Source organism: Maribacter dokdonensis DSW-8, from assembly GCF_001447995.1.
In the GTDB taxonomy this organism is placed as follows: Bacteria; Bacteroidota; Bacteroidia; order Flavobacteriales; family Flavobacteriaceae; genus Maribacter; species Maribacter dokdonensis.
Genome location: NZ_LDPE01000002.1, coordinates 191,988 through 209,616 on the forward strand (window position 1 = coordinate 191,988; position 17,629 = coordinate 209,616).

The window sequence follows — 17,629 nt, forward strand, 5'->3', positions numbered from 1 at the left end:
CTAACTTGTATACCTAAACCAAACAAAGACAACTCATGAGAAAAATTGCTTACCTCATCTTAGGTGCACTATGCCTACAGGCATGTTCAGAAACACCAAAAGAAGAAACACAATCCGATCTTTTTGCCCGTATTGATACCGAAATAAAACAAAATTCCAAAGGCTATAACACATTAAAGGAAGCTACAGAAACTATAGGTCATAGGTTAACAGGATCAACCAACGGTGCACAGGCAGAAGAATACACCTATAACAAATTCAAGGAATATGGCTTTGAAGATGTTGTTTACCAAACTTTTGAAGTTGAGGCATGGGCAAGAGGCGAAGTTTCTTTAACCATCAACGAGGATGATGTTAAGGTAGTGACCTTAGGTCATGCACCTGTAGAGGCACACGTTACCGGTGAAATTGTAGACATGGGCAATGGACTGGATGCAGACTACGCTGCCAACCCAGATGCCGTAAAAGGAAAAATAGCTTTGGTATATATTAATATTCTACCAGGTAGCGAAGAAGGGTTAAGCAATTTACACCGTAGCGAGAAAACGGCTTTAGCCATAAAATATGGTGCTATTGGCATTATTATCATTAACCAAGTGGATAATGGCGTTTTACTTACAGGTACAGCTTCCGTTACCGGAGAGTTAATTCCAATACCTGCCGTATGTATTGGCAAGGAAGATGGCATGGCATTAAAAGAAACGTTGAAGACCAAAAAAGCTACCGCCAAAATTGATATGACCAATACAAGCGATATGATTAAGGCAAGAAACGTAGTTGCAACATTACCAGGTACAGAAATACCTCAAGAAGAAATTGTCATTGGTGGTCATTTAGATTCTTGGGATCTGGCTACCGGTGCCATAGATAACGGTATTGGTTCATTTGCGGTGCTTGATATTGCAAGAGCCTTCAAGGCTAATAATCTACAACCAAAAAGAACCGTGAAGTTTGTTATGTTCATGGGAGAGGAACAAGGTTTACTAGGTTCTAAATATTTGGTAGAACAAGCTGTTGAAAACAATACCATTGAGAACATTAAATATATGATGAACCTAGATATGTCCGGTAACCCAATAGGTATGAATGCCGGCGGTAAATTAGATAATGAACAGTTTTTTAAAGATTTAGGTGCTGCCATTCAAAAACAGGATACTATTTATCAAAACAAATTCTCCAACAAATCTGGGCTACATAGCGATCACCAACCATTTATGCTTGAAGGTGTGCCCATTTTATCGGTACATAGTAATTTAGACCGTTCTATCTACGGATGTTACCATTCTGATTGTGACGATTTTCATTTGGTGAATGAAGACCATATGAAAAATACGGCACGTTTTGGCACAATGATGCTGTATGCTCTAGCAAATGCCGATACTTTACCAGCAACAAAAATGGATAGTGAAACTACCAAAGAATTCATGATCAAAAATGATTTAAAAGAGAAATTGATCATTGGCAACGAATGGAAATGGGAAGAGTAATCTCCATCAAAAGAATATTATTAAGGCAGGGCATTGTACCCGCATTACTCTGCCTTTCTTTTTTAGCAGGATGCTCTCAGCAGCCTGAAGAAAAACCAGTAGATTATTTTGAGCTTGTTCGTCCAGAATTCACTGGCAAGCTTGCCTATGAAACTACAGATTTTGTAGAAGATTATTGGCGTGTTGTGGGCAACACCGGTTTTAATAAAACAATTCACCTTATTGCAGATCGTCTAAAAGCAGCAGGTTATGTATTAGAAGAGGAAGCAACAACTGGTGACCGGTTTACCTACCGTATTGAAAAGCGAGCAATGAGCCGCCAAACCTGGGAACCTGTTTCGGCATCATTACAAATTGTAGGTCAAGAAATGCCCTTACTACTTTCGCAAACCAATAGAAACATGACCTATTTAAATTCGGCTTCTACCTCAAAAGAAGGTATTAAGGCAGATGTTCTATGGGTAACATCTGTTGAAGATATGGAGTCCGCCTCCATGAAAGGCAAAGTAGTTTTTGCAGAAATGAGTGCTAGAAAATTGTACAAAACCGCAATGAAAAACGGGGCAATAGGAATTCTCACCTACGACAACCCTGGGTATTTACAACCAGAGAAAAATACCACTTCAATTCAATTTAGAAGTCTTCCTTCACCATCTGATAGTGATTTCTGGGGCATTGCCCTGTCATATGAAGCAAAAGAAAAATTAGTGGCGCAACTTAAAACAGGTGCTACTGAAGTTCTAGTAAAGATAGAAACCAAAAGATATCCATCCGAAGAACTGACCATTGTTGCTGATATTAAAGGAAGTGAATTGCCCAATGAACGTTTGGTGTACAGCGCACATGTTCAAGAACCCGGCGCAAATGACAACGCAACGGGTGTTGGCACGCAATTAGAAATGGCTAAAACCGCAGCCAAATTATTCGGCGAAAATAAAATAGCATTTAAAAGAACCATGACTTTTTTATGGGGCGATGAAATTGTTTCTACCAACCGGTATATTCAAGAAGATCCTGAACGTGCAAAAGGAATTAAATGGGGAATTAGTCTTGATATGGTAGGCGAAAATACTACAATAACAGGCGGCACTTTCTTGATTGAAAAAATGCCAGACCCAAGTGCTATTTGGACTCGTGGCAATGATAAACACAGTGAATGGGGCGGTGATGTTTTAAAGTTAGAAGACATGAAACCACACTATTTGAATGATTTTATAACATCGACCTTTAAAAAACAGGGCAATTTTGCGAATTGGGTGGTAGAAACCAACCCGTTTGAAGGTGGAAGTGACCACACTCCTTTTTTACAAGCTGATATACCCGGACTTTTACTTTGGCATTTTACAGACCAATTTTACCATACCGATAATGACCGTATAGACAAGGTTTCAAAAGAAACCATGAAAAATGTGGGTACTGCGGCACTAGTGAGCGGACTCACCCTAGTAAATTCAAATACCGCATTTGCCTTAGAACAAATATCTTTATTGGAACAAAAAGCCATAGATCGTTTACAAACCGAATTTCAGTTAAGCGTAAACGCTATTAAAAATGGCAACGCCATTGAGAATGAAAAGGCTATTCTAGAAGCTTGGGAAGATTGGTACGTTAAAGCTATCTCAACCACCAACGATGTAGTTTCAAAATCAAACGGCAATATTAAAGACGCCATAAAAGAATCACAAACAAGGCTAACATTAAAATCACAAGAATTGATCAAGAACTTGAATACCAGCTCTAAAAACTAATCAGTAACTTACCATCTGCAGCATCAAAAACATTATAATGAAACAATTATACTTTCTACTACTAACCGGTATTTCTATAGTATCGGCACAGGTTCAACCAACTACATCTGAAAAAATAGAGGAATCATTGATTGCCAAACAGGCTATGGATGCCAATTCACTAGTCAAAAATATTCCATTAAAAAATGTAGGTCCGTCTGTAATGAGTGGTCGTGTAGTAGATTTAGCGGTCAACGACAACAACCCAACAGAATATTACGTAGCATACGCTTCTGGCGGATTGTGGTACACCAACAATAACGGTAACACCTTTACTCCGGTAATGGATGAAACCCAAACCCAAAACCTTGGTGACATAGCAGTTCATTGGCAAAGCGGAACCATTTGGGCAGGTACGGGAGAAAATAACTCATCGCGCTCCTCATACGCCGGTATCGGAATTTTAAAGTCTACCGATAAGGGTAAAACCTGGCAACATATGGGCTTATCAGATTCGCACCATATTGGGCGCATTGTGGTAAATCCTGATAATGCAAATGAAGTAACCGTAGGCGTAACTGGTCATTTATATTCTCCTAACAAAGAACGCGGCATTTACAAAACCACAGATGGTGGTAAAACTTGGAAAAAAACTTTGTTCATTGATGACAATACAGGCATCATCGATGTTGCGGTTTCCCCTAATAATTATCAGATGCAATACGCGGCAGCATGGCAAAAAGATAGAAAAGCATGGAATTTTAGCGGTAGCGGAGAAGGTTCTGGCATATATAAAAGTACAGATGCCGGCACCACTTGGACAAAAATTTCAACACCCTCAAGTGGCTTTCCTACAGGAGAAGGAGTTGGTAGAATTGGCTTGGCCGTTTTTGATGACAACATTCTTTATGCCGTTCATGACAATCAATTTAGAAGAGAAAAATCCAAAGAAAAAAAAGAGAAACAGTCGGGCTTAACAAAAGATGATTTTAAATCGCTCTCCAAAGAACAGTTCTTGAAGCTGAACGACAAAGAGCTGAACGAATTTCTAAAAACCAATAATTTTCACGAAAAATATAGAGCTGCCAATGTCAAGCAAATGGTTCGTAGTAATGCCGTACAACCGGCAGATTTGGCGTTATATTTAGAAGATGCCAACAGTATGTTGTTCGATACGCCGGTTATTGGTGCAGAAGTCTACCGAAGTAATGATGGCGGTAAAACTTGGTCAAAACAAAACGAAGACTATATAGACGACCTTTTTTATAGCTACGGGTATTATTTTGCCCAGGTTACTGTTGATCCTAATAATGTTGATGCCATTTACTTAGCCGGTGTACCCATTATAGCTTCTAAAGATGGCGGCAAAACATATACGTCAATAAATGGTGATAACGTTCATGCAGATCACCATGCATTATGGATCAATCCAAAATTACCCGGTCATCTCATTAACGGGAATGATGGCGGAGTTAACACGAGCTACGATGACGGTAAAAATTGGTTTAAGAACAACTCTCCCACAGTTGGTCAATTTTATGCCATTGCCGTAGATAATGAAAAACCATATAACATATATGGTGGATTACAAGATAACGGAGTTTGGATGGGACCACACAATGCCGAGGAAAACAGCGAATGGCAGCAAACAGGGCAATACCCTTGGAAATCTATTTTAGGCGGAGATGGTATGCAGGTAGAGATTGACGATCGCAACGCTAATATCGTTTACACGGGATATCAATTCGGAAATTATTTTAGAATCGATTTAGAAAAAGACCAAAGAAATTATATTCAACCAAAACATGAGCTAGGGGAGGCTCCTTACCGTTTCAACTGGCAAACTCCTATTTTACTTTCTCCCCATAACCAAGATATTTTATATATAGGCAGTAATAAAATGCATCGTTCCTTAAATAAAGGAGACACATGGGAAACTATCTCAGCTGACCTGACCCAAGGAGGAAAACAAGGTAATGTAGCCTATGGTACCTTGACCACAATTTCTGAATCTACCTATAAATTCGGATTGTTATATACCGGTAGTGATGATGGTTTAATTCAACGAACTGATAACGGTGGTGGTAGTTGGATAACCGTATCTAATAACCTACCTCAAAATTTATGGGTAAGCAGGGTCATTGCTTCAAAACATAACGAAAATAGAGTATATGCTACATTAAACGGATACCGTTCAGACGACTTTACTCCCTATGTTTTTGTAAGTGATGACAAAGGGTCTACTTGGAAAAACATTTCTAATAACATACCTACATCTGCCGTGAATGTTATAGTAGAAGACCCGGAAAATGAAAACCTTTTATTTGTTGGTACGGATAATGGCTTATACGTTTCATTGGATAGGGGAACAACATGGCAGTCTTTACAAAATGGAATGCCCTATGTTGCCATTCATGATTTAGTCATACAACAAGATGCTAAACATTTAGTGGTGGGTACGCATGGTAGAAGTATTTATACCGCAAATATAGCCGCGCTTCAAAATTTGAATTCAGAAGTTCAGAACAAAGCACTGCACGTATATGCGCTAGAAAATATTAAACATTCTTCACGTTGGGGTAATTCTTGGAGCTCTTGGTCAAAACCTAGAACACCAGGATTAGACATCACCTTCTACTCTGATAGTGATGATGTGTATGAAGCCAAAATAATATCTTCAGATGATATCGTAGTGAGTGAAACTGAAATTATTGCAGACAAAGGTTTAAATGTTTTATCCTATGATGTTGCTTTCTCTAAAATTGGCAAGATGAATTACCTTAAAAAACACAAAACTGTTTTAAACCAAGCTGATAATGGGAGCACCTATCTACCTAAAGGAACCTATACCATAGAAATCAAAGGAAACGGAATTGTTGAAAAAGCAACTTTTGATATAGAATAGCACAATGAAAATAGTAGATTGGAACGAGCTACCGGAACTAGGTGTCAGTCATGACCCAAGTATTAAGAAAAAGACATTGATAAATCGTGGTGAAATACCACAATTAATGATGTACGGTACCGCTGTTTTTAAACCTGGTCAAAAAGTTGAGCTTCATAAACATGATACGATGTTTGAAGTTTTTCATATACAGACCGGTAAAGCCGTATTTACTATTTCAGGAAAGGATTATGAGGTTGGTCCTGGAAAATGCATTACTATAGCCCCTGGTGAAATACATGCCCAACACAACCCATTTGACCAAAATGTAACTTGGACCTATTTTGGGATAGCTACGGATTAATAATTATTATTTATGGAACTCACTTTAGGCATACCAGCGCTCCTTTTCCCTGCCATTTCATTGACAATGTTGGCATACAATGCAAGATACTTGGCTATTGCCGCATTAATACGCCAATTACATCAAAAATATCAAGAAACTGCATCGCAATCCGTTGGCCTACAAGTTCAAAAATTACGTAAACGACTCACCATTATAAAAAACATGCAAGCCACTGCTATCTTCAGCTTTTTATTGGCAGTAATTACAATGACCCTTATTTATGTAGAACTTACATTTTGGGCAAATTTGATATTTAGCATTAGTTTATTTGCGCTAATGGTGTCTTTGGTTTTATCCTTGATCGAGGTGCAGCTATCGACAAAAGCACTAGAAATTCAGCTAAAGGATATGGAGAACTAATCGAGCTACTTGTTTAAAGAACCCCAAACTAATTACCTTACCGTTCGTCGATGTTTTTATAAGCTATTTAACTAATATCCAGTATATTTGCCGTCCGATAATTAATTGGCATGAAAAAAGTTCGAGATCTCGAATTAATTAATCAAATACGGGAAATAAGGGAGTTTGAATTTGGCGTATTCTATTTCTTTAAAGGCGGTATTGTTATTTCTGAAATGCACGAAGGCGTTCTCTTCAGATGGAATAATGCAAAAAAAGCCGTTTATGCCGCTCAAGAAATTTACGACGATCATATTCCATTCATTTATATTGCCAATAGAATCAATAGATATCATGTAGCTCCTTTTGACTGGTTCAAGTTCTACAAAAATAGGTTCGATATGCAACATATTGCTGCGGTAGGTCCTTTAAAAGGTCATGCGTTAAGCATGTTCTTAAAAAAATTAATCTTCCCAAAAAGGATAAAAAGGTTCGTAGATTTAGACAAAGCTGTGGCTTGGGCAACTGAAATTTCCGAAAAATCTACAGAATCAGTAATTTAATATTATAATTTTGTTGAAAGATTAATTATTTGAAAGCCTTATTTACAAAAAAATCTTAAACATCTTCAAAATAGATTTTATAATCAGTCTAAATAGACATACTAAATCCTGTTAATTCTTGTTAATAACTAGCTTGTGATGTAAATTCGCATATAAAATTATCAACTAATGAGCGGATTTTTTAAATCTTCGATTGGTAGAAAGTACGCAATGGCACTTTCTGCTTTCTTTTTAATGTTTTTTCTACTTCAGCATTTTGCAATTAACATTTTATCGGTTTTCAGTCCAGATGCCTTCAATGAAGCTTCGCACTTTATGGGTACATTTTGGGCCGTACAATATGTTCTGCAGCCTGTTTTAATTTTCGGTGTAATCTATCATTTTGTGATGGGTTTCATCTTAGAAGCCAAAAACAGAAGTGCTAGGGTAAAAAAATACGCAAAAAACAATGGTGCTGCCAATTCATCATGGATGAGCCGTAATATGATTTACAGCGGTTTGTGCATTTTGGCATTTTTGGTACTTCACTTTATTGATTTCTGGATCCCAGAAATCAATACAAAATATATTCAAGGCGATATGTCTGGTTTATTGGGTAACGGTGAAGGCTTTCGTTATTATGAGGAACTTGCCCATAAGTTTGAAAGCCCATTACGTGTTGGCGCTTATGTAATCGCCTTCGTATTCTTATCGTTACACCTAATGCATGGCTTTAGTTCTGCATTTCAGTCTGCCGGTGCAACGAGCATGAGAAAAGAAAAATTACAATTGTTTGGTAAAGCGTATGCTATAATAATTCCATTAGGATTTATTTTCATTGCACTTTTTCATCATTTTAATCATCATTAATACCTATTACTTATGTCTGTATTAGACTCAAAAGTACCTAAAGGTCCGTTGAAAACGAAGTGGACCGATTATAAGAACCATATAGATTTGGTAAACCCTGCCAACAAACGTAATATAGATGTTATTGTAGTTGGAACAGGATTGGCGGGTGGTTCTGCTGCTGCAACTTTAGCAGAATTAGGCTATAATGTAAAAACATTTTGCTATCAAGATTCTCCAAGAAGGGCACACTCTATTGCTGCACAAGGTGGTATTAACGCAGCAAAAAATTACCAAGGTGATGGTGATTCTACATACCGTTTATTTTACGATACCGTAAAAGGTGGTGATTACCGTTCAAGAGAAGCAAACGTATATAGATTAGCAGAAGTTTCTGCAAATATTATTGACCAGTGTGTGGCACAAGGGGTTCCTTTTGCACGTGATTATGGCGGACTATTAGACAACCGTTCATTTGGTGGTGTATTGGTTTCAAGAACTTTTTACGCCAAAGGTCAAACCGGACAACAATTATTATTAGGTGCTTATTCTGCAATGAACAGACAGATTGCCCGTGGTAAAATTACCCCGTTCAATCGTCATGAAATGTTAGATGTAGTAAAAGTTGATGGTAAGGCTCGTGGTATTATTGCCCGTAACTTGGTTACCGGTGAAATTGAGCGCCACTCTGCACATGCAGTGGTTATTGCCTCTGGTGGATATGGTAATGTATATTTCCTGTCGACCAACGCAATGGGATCTAACGCAACGGCTGCTTGGAAAATCCATAAAAAAGGAGCGTTCTTTGCCAACCCTTGCTATACTCAAATTCACCCAACCTGTATTCCACGCTCAGGTGACTATCAGTCTAAACTGACTTTGATGTCAGAATCTTTACGTAATGATGGTCGTATTTGGGTTCCTAAAAATATGGACGATGTAATTGCTATTCGCGAGGGCAAAAAGAAACCTACAGATCTATCTGAAGACGAAAGAGATTATTACTTAGAAAGAAGATATCCTGCATTTGGTAACCTAGTACCACGTGATGTTGCATCAAGAGCAGCAAAAGAACGTTGTGATGCCGGTTATGGTGTAAATGCTACCGGTGAAGCTGTTTATTTGGATTTTGCCTCTGCTATTGAAAGATATGGTAAAGAGCAAGCTAAAATTCATAACATCAACAATGCTTCTGCTGACAAAATATATGAACTAGGTGCCGCTATAGTAAAAGCTAAATACGGTAACCTTTTTCAGATGTACGAAAAAATCGTAGATCAAGATCCGTACAAAACACCAATGATGATTTACCCTGCAGTACACTATACCATGGGTGGTGTTTGGGTTGATTATAATTTAATGACTACTGTTGACGGTCTTTACTGTATTGGCGAAGCTAACTTCTCTGATCACGGTGCCAACAGGTTAGGTGCCTCTGCGTTAATGCAAGGTCTTGCAGACGGTTATTTTGTTTTACCATATACCATTGGCGATTACTTATCCAATGAAATTAGAACAGGTAAAATTGCTACTGATTCCCCTGAGTTTGATGAAGCAGAAAAATCTGTAAAAGATAGAATTGATTTCTTCATCAATAATAAGGGACAACATTCTGTTGATTATTACCACAAGAGACTAGGTAAGATTATGTGGGATAAATGTGGTATGTCCCGTAATGCGGAAGGTTTAAAAGAAGCTGCAAAAGAAATTAAGGAACTAAGAGAAAGTTTCTGGAAAGAAGTTAATGTTCCAGGTGCTGCCAACGAAATGAACCCTGAATTGGAAAAAGCGGGTCGTGTTGCAGATTTCTTGGAGTTGGGTGAATTGTTCGCAAAAGATGCCTTGGTAAGAGAAGAATCTTGTGGAGGACACTTTAGAGAAGAATCCGTTGAAATTGGCGGGGAACAAGCAGGTGAGGCAAAACGTAACGATGCTGAATTTGCCTTTGTTTCGGCTTGGGAATATAAAGGAGAACCTGGTGATGCTGTTTTGCATAAAGAGCAATTAGAGTTCAACGAAATAGAATTAAAACAAAGAAGTTATAAGTAGTTGATGGTTGCTAGTTGCTGGTTTTAATGAACCAACAACGAACAACGAACAACCAAAAACGAAATAATTATGAATCTGACATTAAAAATCTGGAGACAAAAGGGACCAAAAGATAAAGGTTCTATGGTCGATTATAAGGTAACGGATATATCTGAACATATGTCTTTCTTAGAAATGATGGATGTTCTTAACGAGCAATTGATCAACCAAGGAGAAGAACCAGTAGCTTTTGACCATGATTGTCGTGAAGGTATTTGTGGTATGTGTTCAATGTACATCAATGGTGAGGCCCACGGTCCTGACAGAGGTGTTACAACATGTCAATTACACATGCGTATGTTCAAAGATGGCGATACTATCACTATTGAACCATTTAGAGCAAAGGCATTTCCTGTAATTAAAGATTTAGTGGTAGACAGAAGTTCTTTTGATCGTATTCAGCACGCTGGTGGATATATTTCTGTAAACACTTCAGGTAATACCCAAGATGCAAATGCCATTCCTATTTCAAAGCACGCAGCTGATGAAGCTATGGATGCCGCTACTTGTATTGGTTGTGGAGCTTGTGTAGCAAGTTGCAAAAATGCCTCTGCAATGTTATTTGTTGGCGCAAAAGTATCACAATATGCTTTATTACCTCAAGGTCAAGTAGAAGCCGTAGATCGTGTGAAGAACATGGTAGCACAAATGGATTTGGAAGGTTTTGGTAACTGTACCAATACCGGTGCTTGTGAAATTGAATGTCCTAAAGGAATTTCTTTAGAGAATATTGCAAGAATGAACCGCGAATATTTAAGTGCTAACGTTAAAAGTTAGACTTAAAAATCATAAAATTTTAAAAATCCCGACCATTAAGGTTCGGGATTTTTTATTTTTAAGATATGTCAAAAGACTATAAACAAGAGCGAATTAAAGTACCACGATTCAATGAGGAATCTGGTTTTTACACTACTCCACAACGCTCTAAAATAATGAGCAAAATACGGGGTAAGAACACCAAACCCGAACTTGCCTTTAGAAAAGCCCTTTATGCCGCTGGATATAGATATCGCATTGATTATAAAAAGCTAATAGGCAAACCAGATATAGCCCTGCCAAAGTACAAAACAGTAATATTCATTGATGGTGAATATTGGCATGGTAAAAATTGGGAAGAGCGTAAACCAAAAATTAAGACCAATCGTGATTTTTGGATTGCAAAAATTGAACGTAATATACAACGCGATCAAGAAGTCAACCAAGAACTAAAAAGATTAGGATACACCGTTTTTAGGTTTTGGGAAACCCAAGTGAAAAAAGATCTTGAAAACTGCCTACAGATAACTATAAGCCATCTAAATTCTTTTGAAAAGAGCACAAAATAAAATGTATAAAGTTCATTTAGCAAATGTTTAACCCTTGAAATCCCTTTATTAGTAAGGCTTTAACGGACATTACTCCCTTTGGTGTGTAACTTAGTATCAAAGAAATTATTAATCGTTAAAAACTATATATTATGAAGAGGATAGCAATATTAGCTACAAATGGATTTGAGGAAAGTGAATTAAAATCTCCAAAAGAAGCCATGGAGAAAGAAGGCTTTAACGTAGACATTGTAAGTTTAGAAAAAGGAGAAATAAAAGGTTGGGCAGACGGCAACTGGTCTAACAGTTACACCGTAGATAAAACCTTGAACGAAGTTAGAGCTGAGGATTATAACGCATTGGTATTACCTGGCGGAGTAATTAACCCAGATTTACTTAGAAGGGAAGAAACGGCTTTAGATTTTGTACGAGACTTTTTTAAATTGAAAAAACCTGTAGCAGCTATTTGCCATGCACCCTGGACATTGATTAGTGCAGGTGTTGTAAAAGGAAGAAAAATGACTTCATTTCACTCCATTAAAGATGACTTAATAAATGCAGGAGCTGATTGGGTAGACCAAGAAGTTGTTGTTGACGAAGGATTCGTGACAAGCAGAAATCCGGATGATTTACCTGCTTTTAATTCTAAATTGATTGAAGAAATAAAAGAAGGAAAGCATGAAATGCAACATGCATAATTCATCTGAAGTGGAATGTAGAAGCCCAGCCATTTGGTTGGGCTTTTTTTATGTCCGTAGTTAAAATTCATACATTTACTTCTATGAACTACGAACATCTTATAAACGCATCAAAATTACCAGATGTAAAGACGACGATTTTCACAACAATAGGCAATCTTGCAAGAAAGCATAATGCCATTGATCTTTCTCAAGGATTCCCAAATTTTGAGGCAGATGAGAAACTAAAATCCTTGGTAAGCCATGCTATACATCAAGGCTATAACCAATATGCACCCATGCCTGGTTATTTTGGCTTAAGAGAAATTATTTCCGATAAAATAAACACACTACATAACAAACATTACAACCCTGAAAAAGAAATAACCGTAACCATAGGTGCAACTGAAGCTATTTTTACGGCTATTACAGCCTTTATTAACAAAGGTGATGAGGTTATCGTTATAAAACCTGCTTACGACTGTTATGAGCCCGCTATTCTTCTTAATGGTGGCATTCCAGTGTATGTACAACTCAATGCACCAGACTATAGCATAGATTGGGAAGTCTTTCAGGAAAAAATTACCAGTAAAACTAAAATGGTGATTTTAAATACACCCCATAACCCCAGTGGAACGGTTTTATCTAAATGGGATATGGAGCAACTACAGACCATTTTAAAACCTACCAACATCATATTATTAAGTGATGAAGTTTATGAACATATCACTTTTGATGATCAAGAGCATGAAAGCGCATCAAGATATCCAGAACTTGCCCATAGAAGTTTTGTGTGTGCCTCTTTTGGCAAAACTTTTCATGTTACCGGTTGGAAGGTAGGGTATTGCGTAGCACCAAATGAACTAATGGCCGAATTTAGAAAGGTGCATCAATTTGCGGTATTTTGTGTAGATCATCCTGTTCAACGTGCATTGGCAACTTATTTACAAAACCCTTCTAATTATCTACATTTGAATGATTTTTACCAGGAAAAACGAGATTTATTTCTTAATGGGATAAAATCGTCCAAGTTTAAATATAAGCCATCACAAGGAACGTATTTTCAATTATTGGATTACACCGCTATATCCACGGAATTTGATGAAGCTATGGGTGAACGCTTAATTAAACAAAACGGTATAGCCTCAATTCCTATTTCATCATTCAATGTTGAAAATAGAAATGACCATATGCTCAGATTCTGCTTTGCAAAAAAGACAGCTACCCTTGAAAAGGCAATTGAGATTTTGAACAGCCTATAAGCTAGAATTTATAAGGCAGCGTTTACTTTCTTCATAAATGCTCCAATTTTATTCGGTTCTAACCAACGTGTAACGACTACAAGATCATTTTCTTTATCTATAACTATAAAATTACCTCCAAAACCGGCAGCGTAATAAATGTTTTCAGATAATCCTTCCCAATGTCTTTCACCCTTTTTATTCAACCACCACATATACCCATAGTTACTATTAGGTATGGATGGTGTTGTTGCCTTTTTAATCCATTCTTCGGAAATCAATTGTTTATTTTCCCACCTACCATTATTTAAGAACAACAGACCAAAACGTGCCATATCTTGGGTACTGATAAACATTCCTGCCCCTGAATGACCTCCTCCAGTGACCGATTTCATTTGTAGACCATCTATCTCTGTCCATGCATTATCATAGCCATACCAACGCCATGTAGTAGATGCCCCAATATTATCCATAATATTTTCCTTTAGCACCAACGGCATTGGTTTACGCCAAACCTGGGTTAGGGAATATGCCAAAACATTTACACGAACATCATTATATTCCATAACAGTACCGGGCTCTTTGGGCATTTCCATTTTCCAGTCATCAATATTTCCAGTACTCGGCGGTCTATCTGCCCAGTCCTTACCTCCCCATAGCTCACCTGACCAAGCCGAGTTTTGCTGTAGCAGATGTTCCCATGTAATTTTGGAATTATGGGCACCATCAAAAGTACCGTCCCATACGTAATCACCCACCAAATTTTTGGTGTCTTCAATGAGACCTTGGTCTTCTGCAAGACCGGCCATGGTGCTTAAAAAGCTTTTAGTGACACTAAAGGTCATATCCACTCTCTTTGTATCTCCCCACTGTGCAACCACATAGCCATTCTTTAAAATCATACCAGCAGGTCCGCCTCTTTTCTTTGTAGGTCCCAATATTTTATGAAAAGGTTCGCGCTCAAAACCCTTAACAATTGCTATACGTAAATCTCTAGATCCAGAGTATTCATTATCTTCTGCAAAAGCAATAGCTTCTTGCAATAATGCGTCTTTAATTTTAAAATCTTTTGGAGCACGCTGTTCCCAAGAAGCGTTCGCATTGGGAAAGTAATAATCTTGAGCATGAATATTTCCAATTAAGAAAATAGTCAAAAAGATGATAAGAGAATATTTCATAAATGTTGGTTTAAAGTTACAAGGTACTTAAATCGAATTGCATTAACCAATCGGTCTGTTCATCTGAGCCTATGAAATACGGGTGGGTATCAAATTTTATAAAACCGTGACGTTTATAAAATTTAATTGCCCTTACATTTTCTTCCCATACCCCTAACCATAGCATTTTCTTATTTTTTATTAATGCTATATTTTTAATGTGATGCAAAAATTGTTTCCCTAAACCTAAATTTTGATACTTCTTTAAAACATAGATGCGTTCTAACTCTATGCTATCAGCTCTTTTAACGTCTGATTGCGCAGAAAGCACGTTGAGTTTAAAATAACCCACCAACATATCATTTCTGAATACGAAATAAAATTCGCTGTTGGCATTTAAAAGTTCAGATTTAATTTTATTAAAGGCAAAAGCCTTTTCTATATAATCTTTAAAATCTGCCGGGTCGTTATCTTTTTCAAAAGCATTTACGAAGGTCTGCTCAGAAATTAATCTTAATTGTGCCGCATCTTGAAGAGAACATTTGGTAAATGTGAGTTCCATATTACTAAAATAGAAAAAGGAGCAAATTACTTTGCTCCTAATCGGGGGAAATTCTATAAAAAGGTTGATTTGATAACTTATCTGTTTTTAACACCGCTCTACAAAAGCGGTATTATTATTCGCGGGCATTTTTCATATGCGAACTTTTATTGTTTTTCTGCAAATAATTTTCCTTCTGTTCTCATTAAAATAGTACCATCGTCGGTTTCTTCCATTTTTACAAAATCATCGGGGAAATCTGTACCTGGATAGCTTACTATATAAATTCCGTCGTGAACACGCCAACTGAAATCTGTTAGGTAAACCACTTGACCCTTGTTATAGCCATGAAACCTACCTAAATAGACGTCATTGAAAATCCATTCCTCATTATCAACCACCATTTTATTTTCATTGGTAGCAGTTTTCACTGTATGCTGCCAAATACCGATTATGGGGTCATTGTTCTCCTCTATTTTGGAACATGAGGTAACCAGTACCATCAGAACCAGGTAGTTGAATACATACTTCATATTAGGTTAAGTTTCAAAAGCGATTTGGGATTCACTCTTAATTACCATACAAATATATGTAGTCTTTTTCTTACAAAATAATATTTGTGGTAAAACTTCGCAAAACTGTTGTGAACTTTTACTGATTGGTTTATGAATTGAGCACCGTAATAATATTTAAAGAAATATCTGGACATGGTGCAAAAAAAAAGAGCGACTAATATGTCGCTCTTTTTTTAATTCTTTACAGTTTATTTATAGCATAAACAGCTTTTTAGTAAGTCTAAGAAATCCGCTTAAAAAGTCATTTCTGTAAACCTGTACCTTATGTTCTGGTGTAATGTTGTTTGTTTGAGAATTCATGGTGGCTAAGTAATTAATAGATTAAGGGTTTTATTGAGACCTAAAGATATATTTGTTTCCCCCAATTCTAACAAAAATTGTTGTGTATAGAATATAACCTGTTGTGAAAAAAATAAAAAGCACATTTCACCGATGAATTCACATTATTCTAAACCTCCATTTCTTTAACCTGATCAGGTACAATTAACTGACCCTCCGTAGCCTTCTTAATTTCATCAACACTAACACCGGGCGCGCGCTCTAACAATAGAAATCCGTTCTCGGTTACCTCTAGAACAGCTAAGTTGGTAACTATCTTTTTTACGCAACCCACACCCGTTAATGGCAGACTGCAACGTTTTAACAGTTTAGAATCCCCAGCTCTATTGGTATGCATCATCGCAACTATGATATTCTCCGCTGAAGCTACAAGATCCATAGCGCCACCCATTCCCTTCACCATTTTACCGGGTATTTTCCAATTGGCTATATCGCCATTCTCAGCCACTTCCATTGCCCCCAAAATAGTCAAATCAACATGCTTTCCCCTTATCATGGCAAAACTTGTGGCCGAGTCGAAAAAAGAAGCTCCAGGTAATGCTGTTATCGTTTGTTTACCTGCATTGATCAAATCTGCATCTTCTTCTCCTTCCACTGGAAAGGGACCCATACCTAAAATTCCGTTTTCACTTTGAAACTCCACGCTAATATCATCTCGTACATAATTTGCGACCAAGGTAGGAATACCAATACCTAGATTAACATAATAACCGTCTTCTACTTCTTGTGCAATTCTTTTTGCAATTCCGTTTTTATCTAACATGAGCTTATTTTTGACGTACTGTTCTTTGTTCTATTCTTTTCTCATAACCCTTACCCTGAAATATGCGTTGCACAAAAATACCAGGTATATGTATTTGGTTTGGATCCAACTCACCTTCGGGCACCAACTCTTCTACCTCCGCAACGGTAATTTTAGCGGCTCCACACATACAAGGATTAAAATTACGTGCCGTACCCTTAAAAATTAAATTTCCGGCAGCATCTCCCTTCCAAGCTTTTACAAAAGCATAATCTGCCTTAAATGCTTCTTCTAAAATGTACATTTTACCATTGAATTCTCTAACCTCCTTACCTTCGGCTACTTCTGTACCATATCCAGCAGGAGTATAAAATGCGGGAAAACCAGCCTGAGCAGCCCTACATTTTTCAGCCAATGTGCCCTGTGGTGTCAACTCTACCTCTAACTCACCACTTAACATTTGTCTTTCAAATTCATCGTTTTCACCAACATAAGAAGATACCATTTTCTTAATTTGATGTTGATGCAACAATAATCCCAAGCCAAAATCATCCACTCCCGCGTTATTGGATATACAGGTAATATCCTTTACACCCAATCTTACTAGTTCAGTAATTGCATTTTCGGGTATACCGCAAAGACCAAATCCGCCCAACATAAAGGTCATTCCATCTTTAACACCCGTTAATGCTTCGGTTACATTATTTACAGTTTTACGTATCATTTCGTTA

General features: G+C 37.3%; 17 protein-coding genes. 12 read left to right on the forward strand and 5 right to left on the reverse strand.

What is annotated here, in order from left to right; genetic code table 11:
* Positions 1–35 precede the first annotated feature (35 nt).
* From I600_RS10440 to I600_RS10495, 12 genes are all read left to right on the forward strand, one after another.
* On the forward strand, positions 36–1,487 hold the full coding sequence (locus tag I600_RS10440; protein WP_058104485.1) for a M20/M25/M40 family metallo-hydrolase: 1,452 nt from the start codon (positions 36–38) through the stop codon (positions 1,485–1,487).
* Complete coding sequence (locus tag I600_RS10445; RefSeq protein WP_058105108.1) at positions 1,475–3,235, forward strand: M28 family peptidase; 1,761 nt, start codon at positions 1,475–1,477, stop codon at positions 3,233–3,235. The genes I600_RS10440 and I600_RS10445 overlap by 13 nt, the downstream gene beginning before the upstream one ends.
* 37 nt (positions 3,236–3,272) lie before the next feature.
* The gene (locus tag I600_RS10450; protein ID WP_058104486.1) at positions 3,273–6,119 is read left to right on the forward strand and encodes a WD40/YVTN/BNR-like repeat-containing protein; all 2,847 of its coding nucleotides are present in this window, start codon (positions 3,273–3,275) and stop codon (positions 6,117–6,119) included.
* Positions 6,120–6,123: 4 nt separating this feature from the next.
* Complete coding sequence (locus I600_RS10455; RefSeq protein ID WP_058104487.1) at positions 6,124–6,462, forward strand: cupin domain-containing protein; 339 nt, start codon at positions 6,124–6,126, stop codon at positions 6,460–6,462.
* Between the two features lie 12 nt (positions 6,463–6,474).
* Positions 6,475–6,864, forward strand: coding sequence for a DUF2721 domain-containing protein (locus I600_RS10460; protein WP_058104488.1), 390 nt, complete (start codon positions 6,475–6,477; stop codon positions 6,862–6,864).
* Positions 6,865–6,974: 110 nt separating this feature from the next.
* On the forward strand, positions 6,975–7,406 hold the full coding sequence (locus I600_RS10465; RefSeq protein WP_058104489.1) for a hypothetical protein: 432 nt from the start codon (positions 6,975–6,977) through the stop codon (positions 7,404–7,406).
* A 168-nt stretch (positions 7,407–7,574) separates the two neighbouring features.
* The gene (locus I600_RS10470) at positions 7,575–8,255 is read left to right on the forward strand and encodes a succinate dehydrogenase cytochrome b subunit (protein WP_058104490.1); all 681 of its coding nucleotides are present in this window, start codon (positions 7,575–7,577) and stop codon (positions 8,253–8,255) included.
* A 12-nt stretch (positions 8,256–8,267) separates the two neighbouring features.
* A complete protein-coding gene (locus tag I600_RS10475; protein WP_058104491.1) occupies positions 8,268–10,283 on the forward strand; it encodes a fumarate reductase/succinate dehydrogenase flavoprotein subunit in 2,016 nt (671 codons plus the stop codon).
* Positions 10,284–10,352: 69 nt separating this feature from the next.
* On the forward strand, positions 10,353–11,099 hold the full coding sequence (locus I600_RS10480) for a succinate dehydrogenase/fumarate reductase iron-sulfur subunit (RefSeq protein WP_058104492.1): 747 nt from the start codon (positions 10,353–10,355) through the stop codon (positions 11,097–11,099).
* Positions 11,100–11,164: 65 nt separating this feature from the next.
* The gene (locus tag I600_RS10485) at positions 11,165–11,647 is read left to right on the forward strand and encodes a very short patch repair endonuclease (protein ID WP_058104493.1); all 483 of its coding nucleotides are present in this window, start codon (positions 11,165–11,167) and stop codon (positions 11,645–11,647) included.
* A 131-nt stretch (positions 11,648–11,778) separates the two neighbouring features.
* Complete coding sequence (locus I600_RS10490) at positions 11,779–12,324, forward strand: type 1 glutamine amidotransferase domain-containing protein (protein ID WP_058104494.1); 546 nt, start codon at positions 11,779–11,781, stop codon at positions 12,322–12,324.
* An 83-nt stretch (positions 12,325–12,407) separates the two neighbouring features.
* On the forward strand, positions 12,408–13,565 hold the full coding sequence (locus I600_RS10495; RefSeq protein ID WP_058104495.1) for a methionine aminotransferase: 1,158 nt from the start codon (positions 12,408–12,410) through the stop codon (positions 13,563–13,565).
* Positions 13,566–13,573: 8 nt separating this feature from the next.
* On the opposite strand, the gene I600_RS10500 is transcribed toward I600_RS10495, so the two are convergent.
* From I600_RS10500 to I600_RS10520, 5 genes are all read right to left on the reverse strand, one after another.
* Positions 13,574–14,722, reverse strand: a complete 1,149-nt coding sequence (locus tag I600_RS10500) for a serine hydrolase domain-containing protein (protein WP_058104496.1) — start codon at positions 14,720–14,722, stop codon at positions 13,574–13,576.
* Positions 14,723–14,738: 16 nt separating this feature from the next.
* On the reverse strand, positions 14,739–15,263 hold the full coding sequence (locus I600_RS10505; RefSeq protein ID WP_058104497.1) for a GNAT family N-acetyltransferase: 525 nt from the start codon (positions 15,261–15,263) through the stop codon (positions 14,739–14,741).
* Positions 15,264–15,409: 146 nt separating this feature from the next.
* Positions 15,410–15,775 carry a hypothetical protein gene (locus tag I600_RS10510; protein ID WP_058104498.1) on the reverse strand — a complete coding sequence of 122 codons (366 nt, stop codon included), beginning with the start codon at positions 15,773–15,775 and terminating at the stop codon, positions 15,410–15,412.
* A gap of 490 nt (positions 15,776–16,265) precedes the next feature.
* Positions 16,266–16,919 carry a CoA transferase subunit B gene (locus I600_RS10515; RefSeq protein ID WP_058104499.1) on the reverse strand — a complete coding sequence of 218 codons (654 nt, stop codon included), beginning with the start codon at positions 16,917–16,919 and terminating at the stop codon, positions 16,266–16,268.
* A 4-nt stretch (positions 16,920–16,923) separates the two neighbouring features.
* Positions 16,924–17,622 carry a CoA transferase subunit A gene (locus I600_RS10520; protein ID WP_058104500.1) on the reverse strand — a complete coding sequence of 233 codons (699 nt, stop codon included), beginning with the start codon at positions 17,620–17,622 and terminating at the stop codon, positions 16,924–16,926.
* Positions 17,623–17,629: the final 7 nt, after the last annotated feature.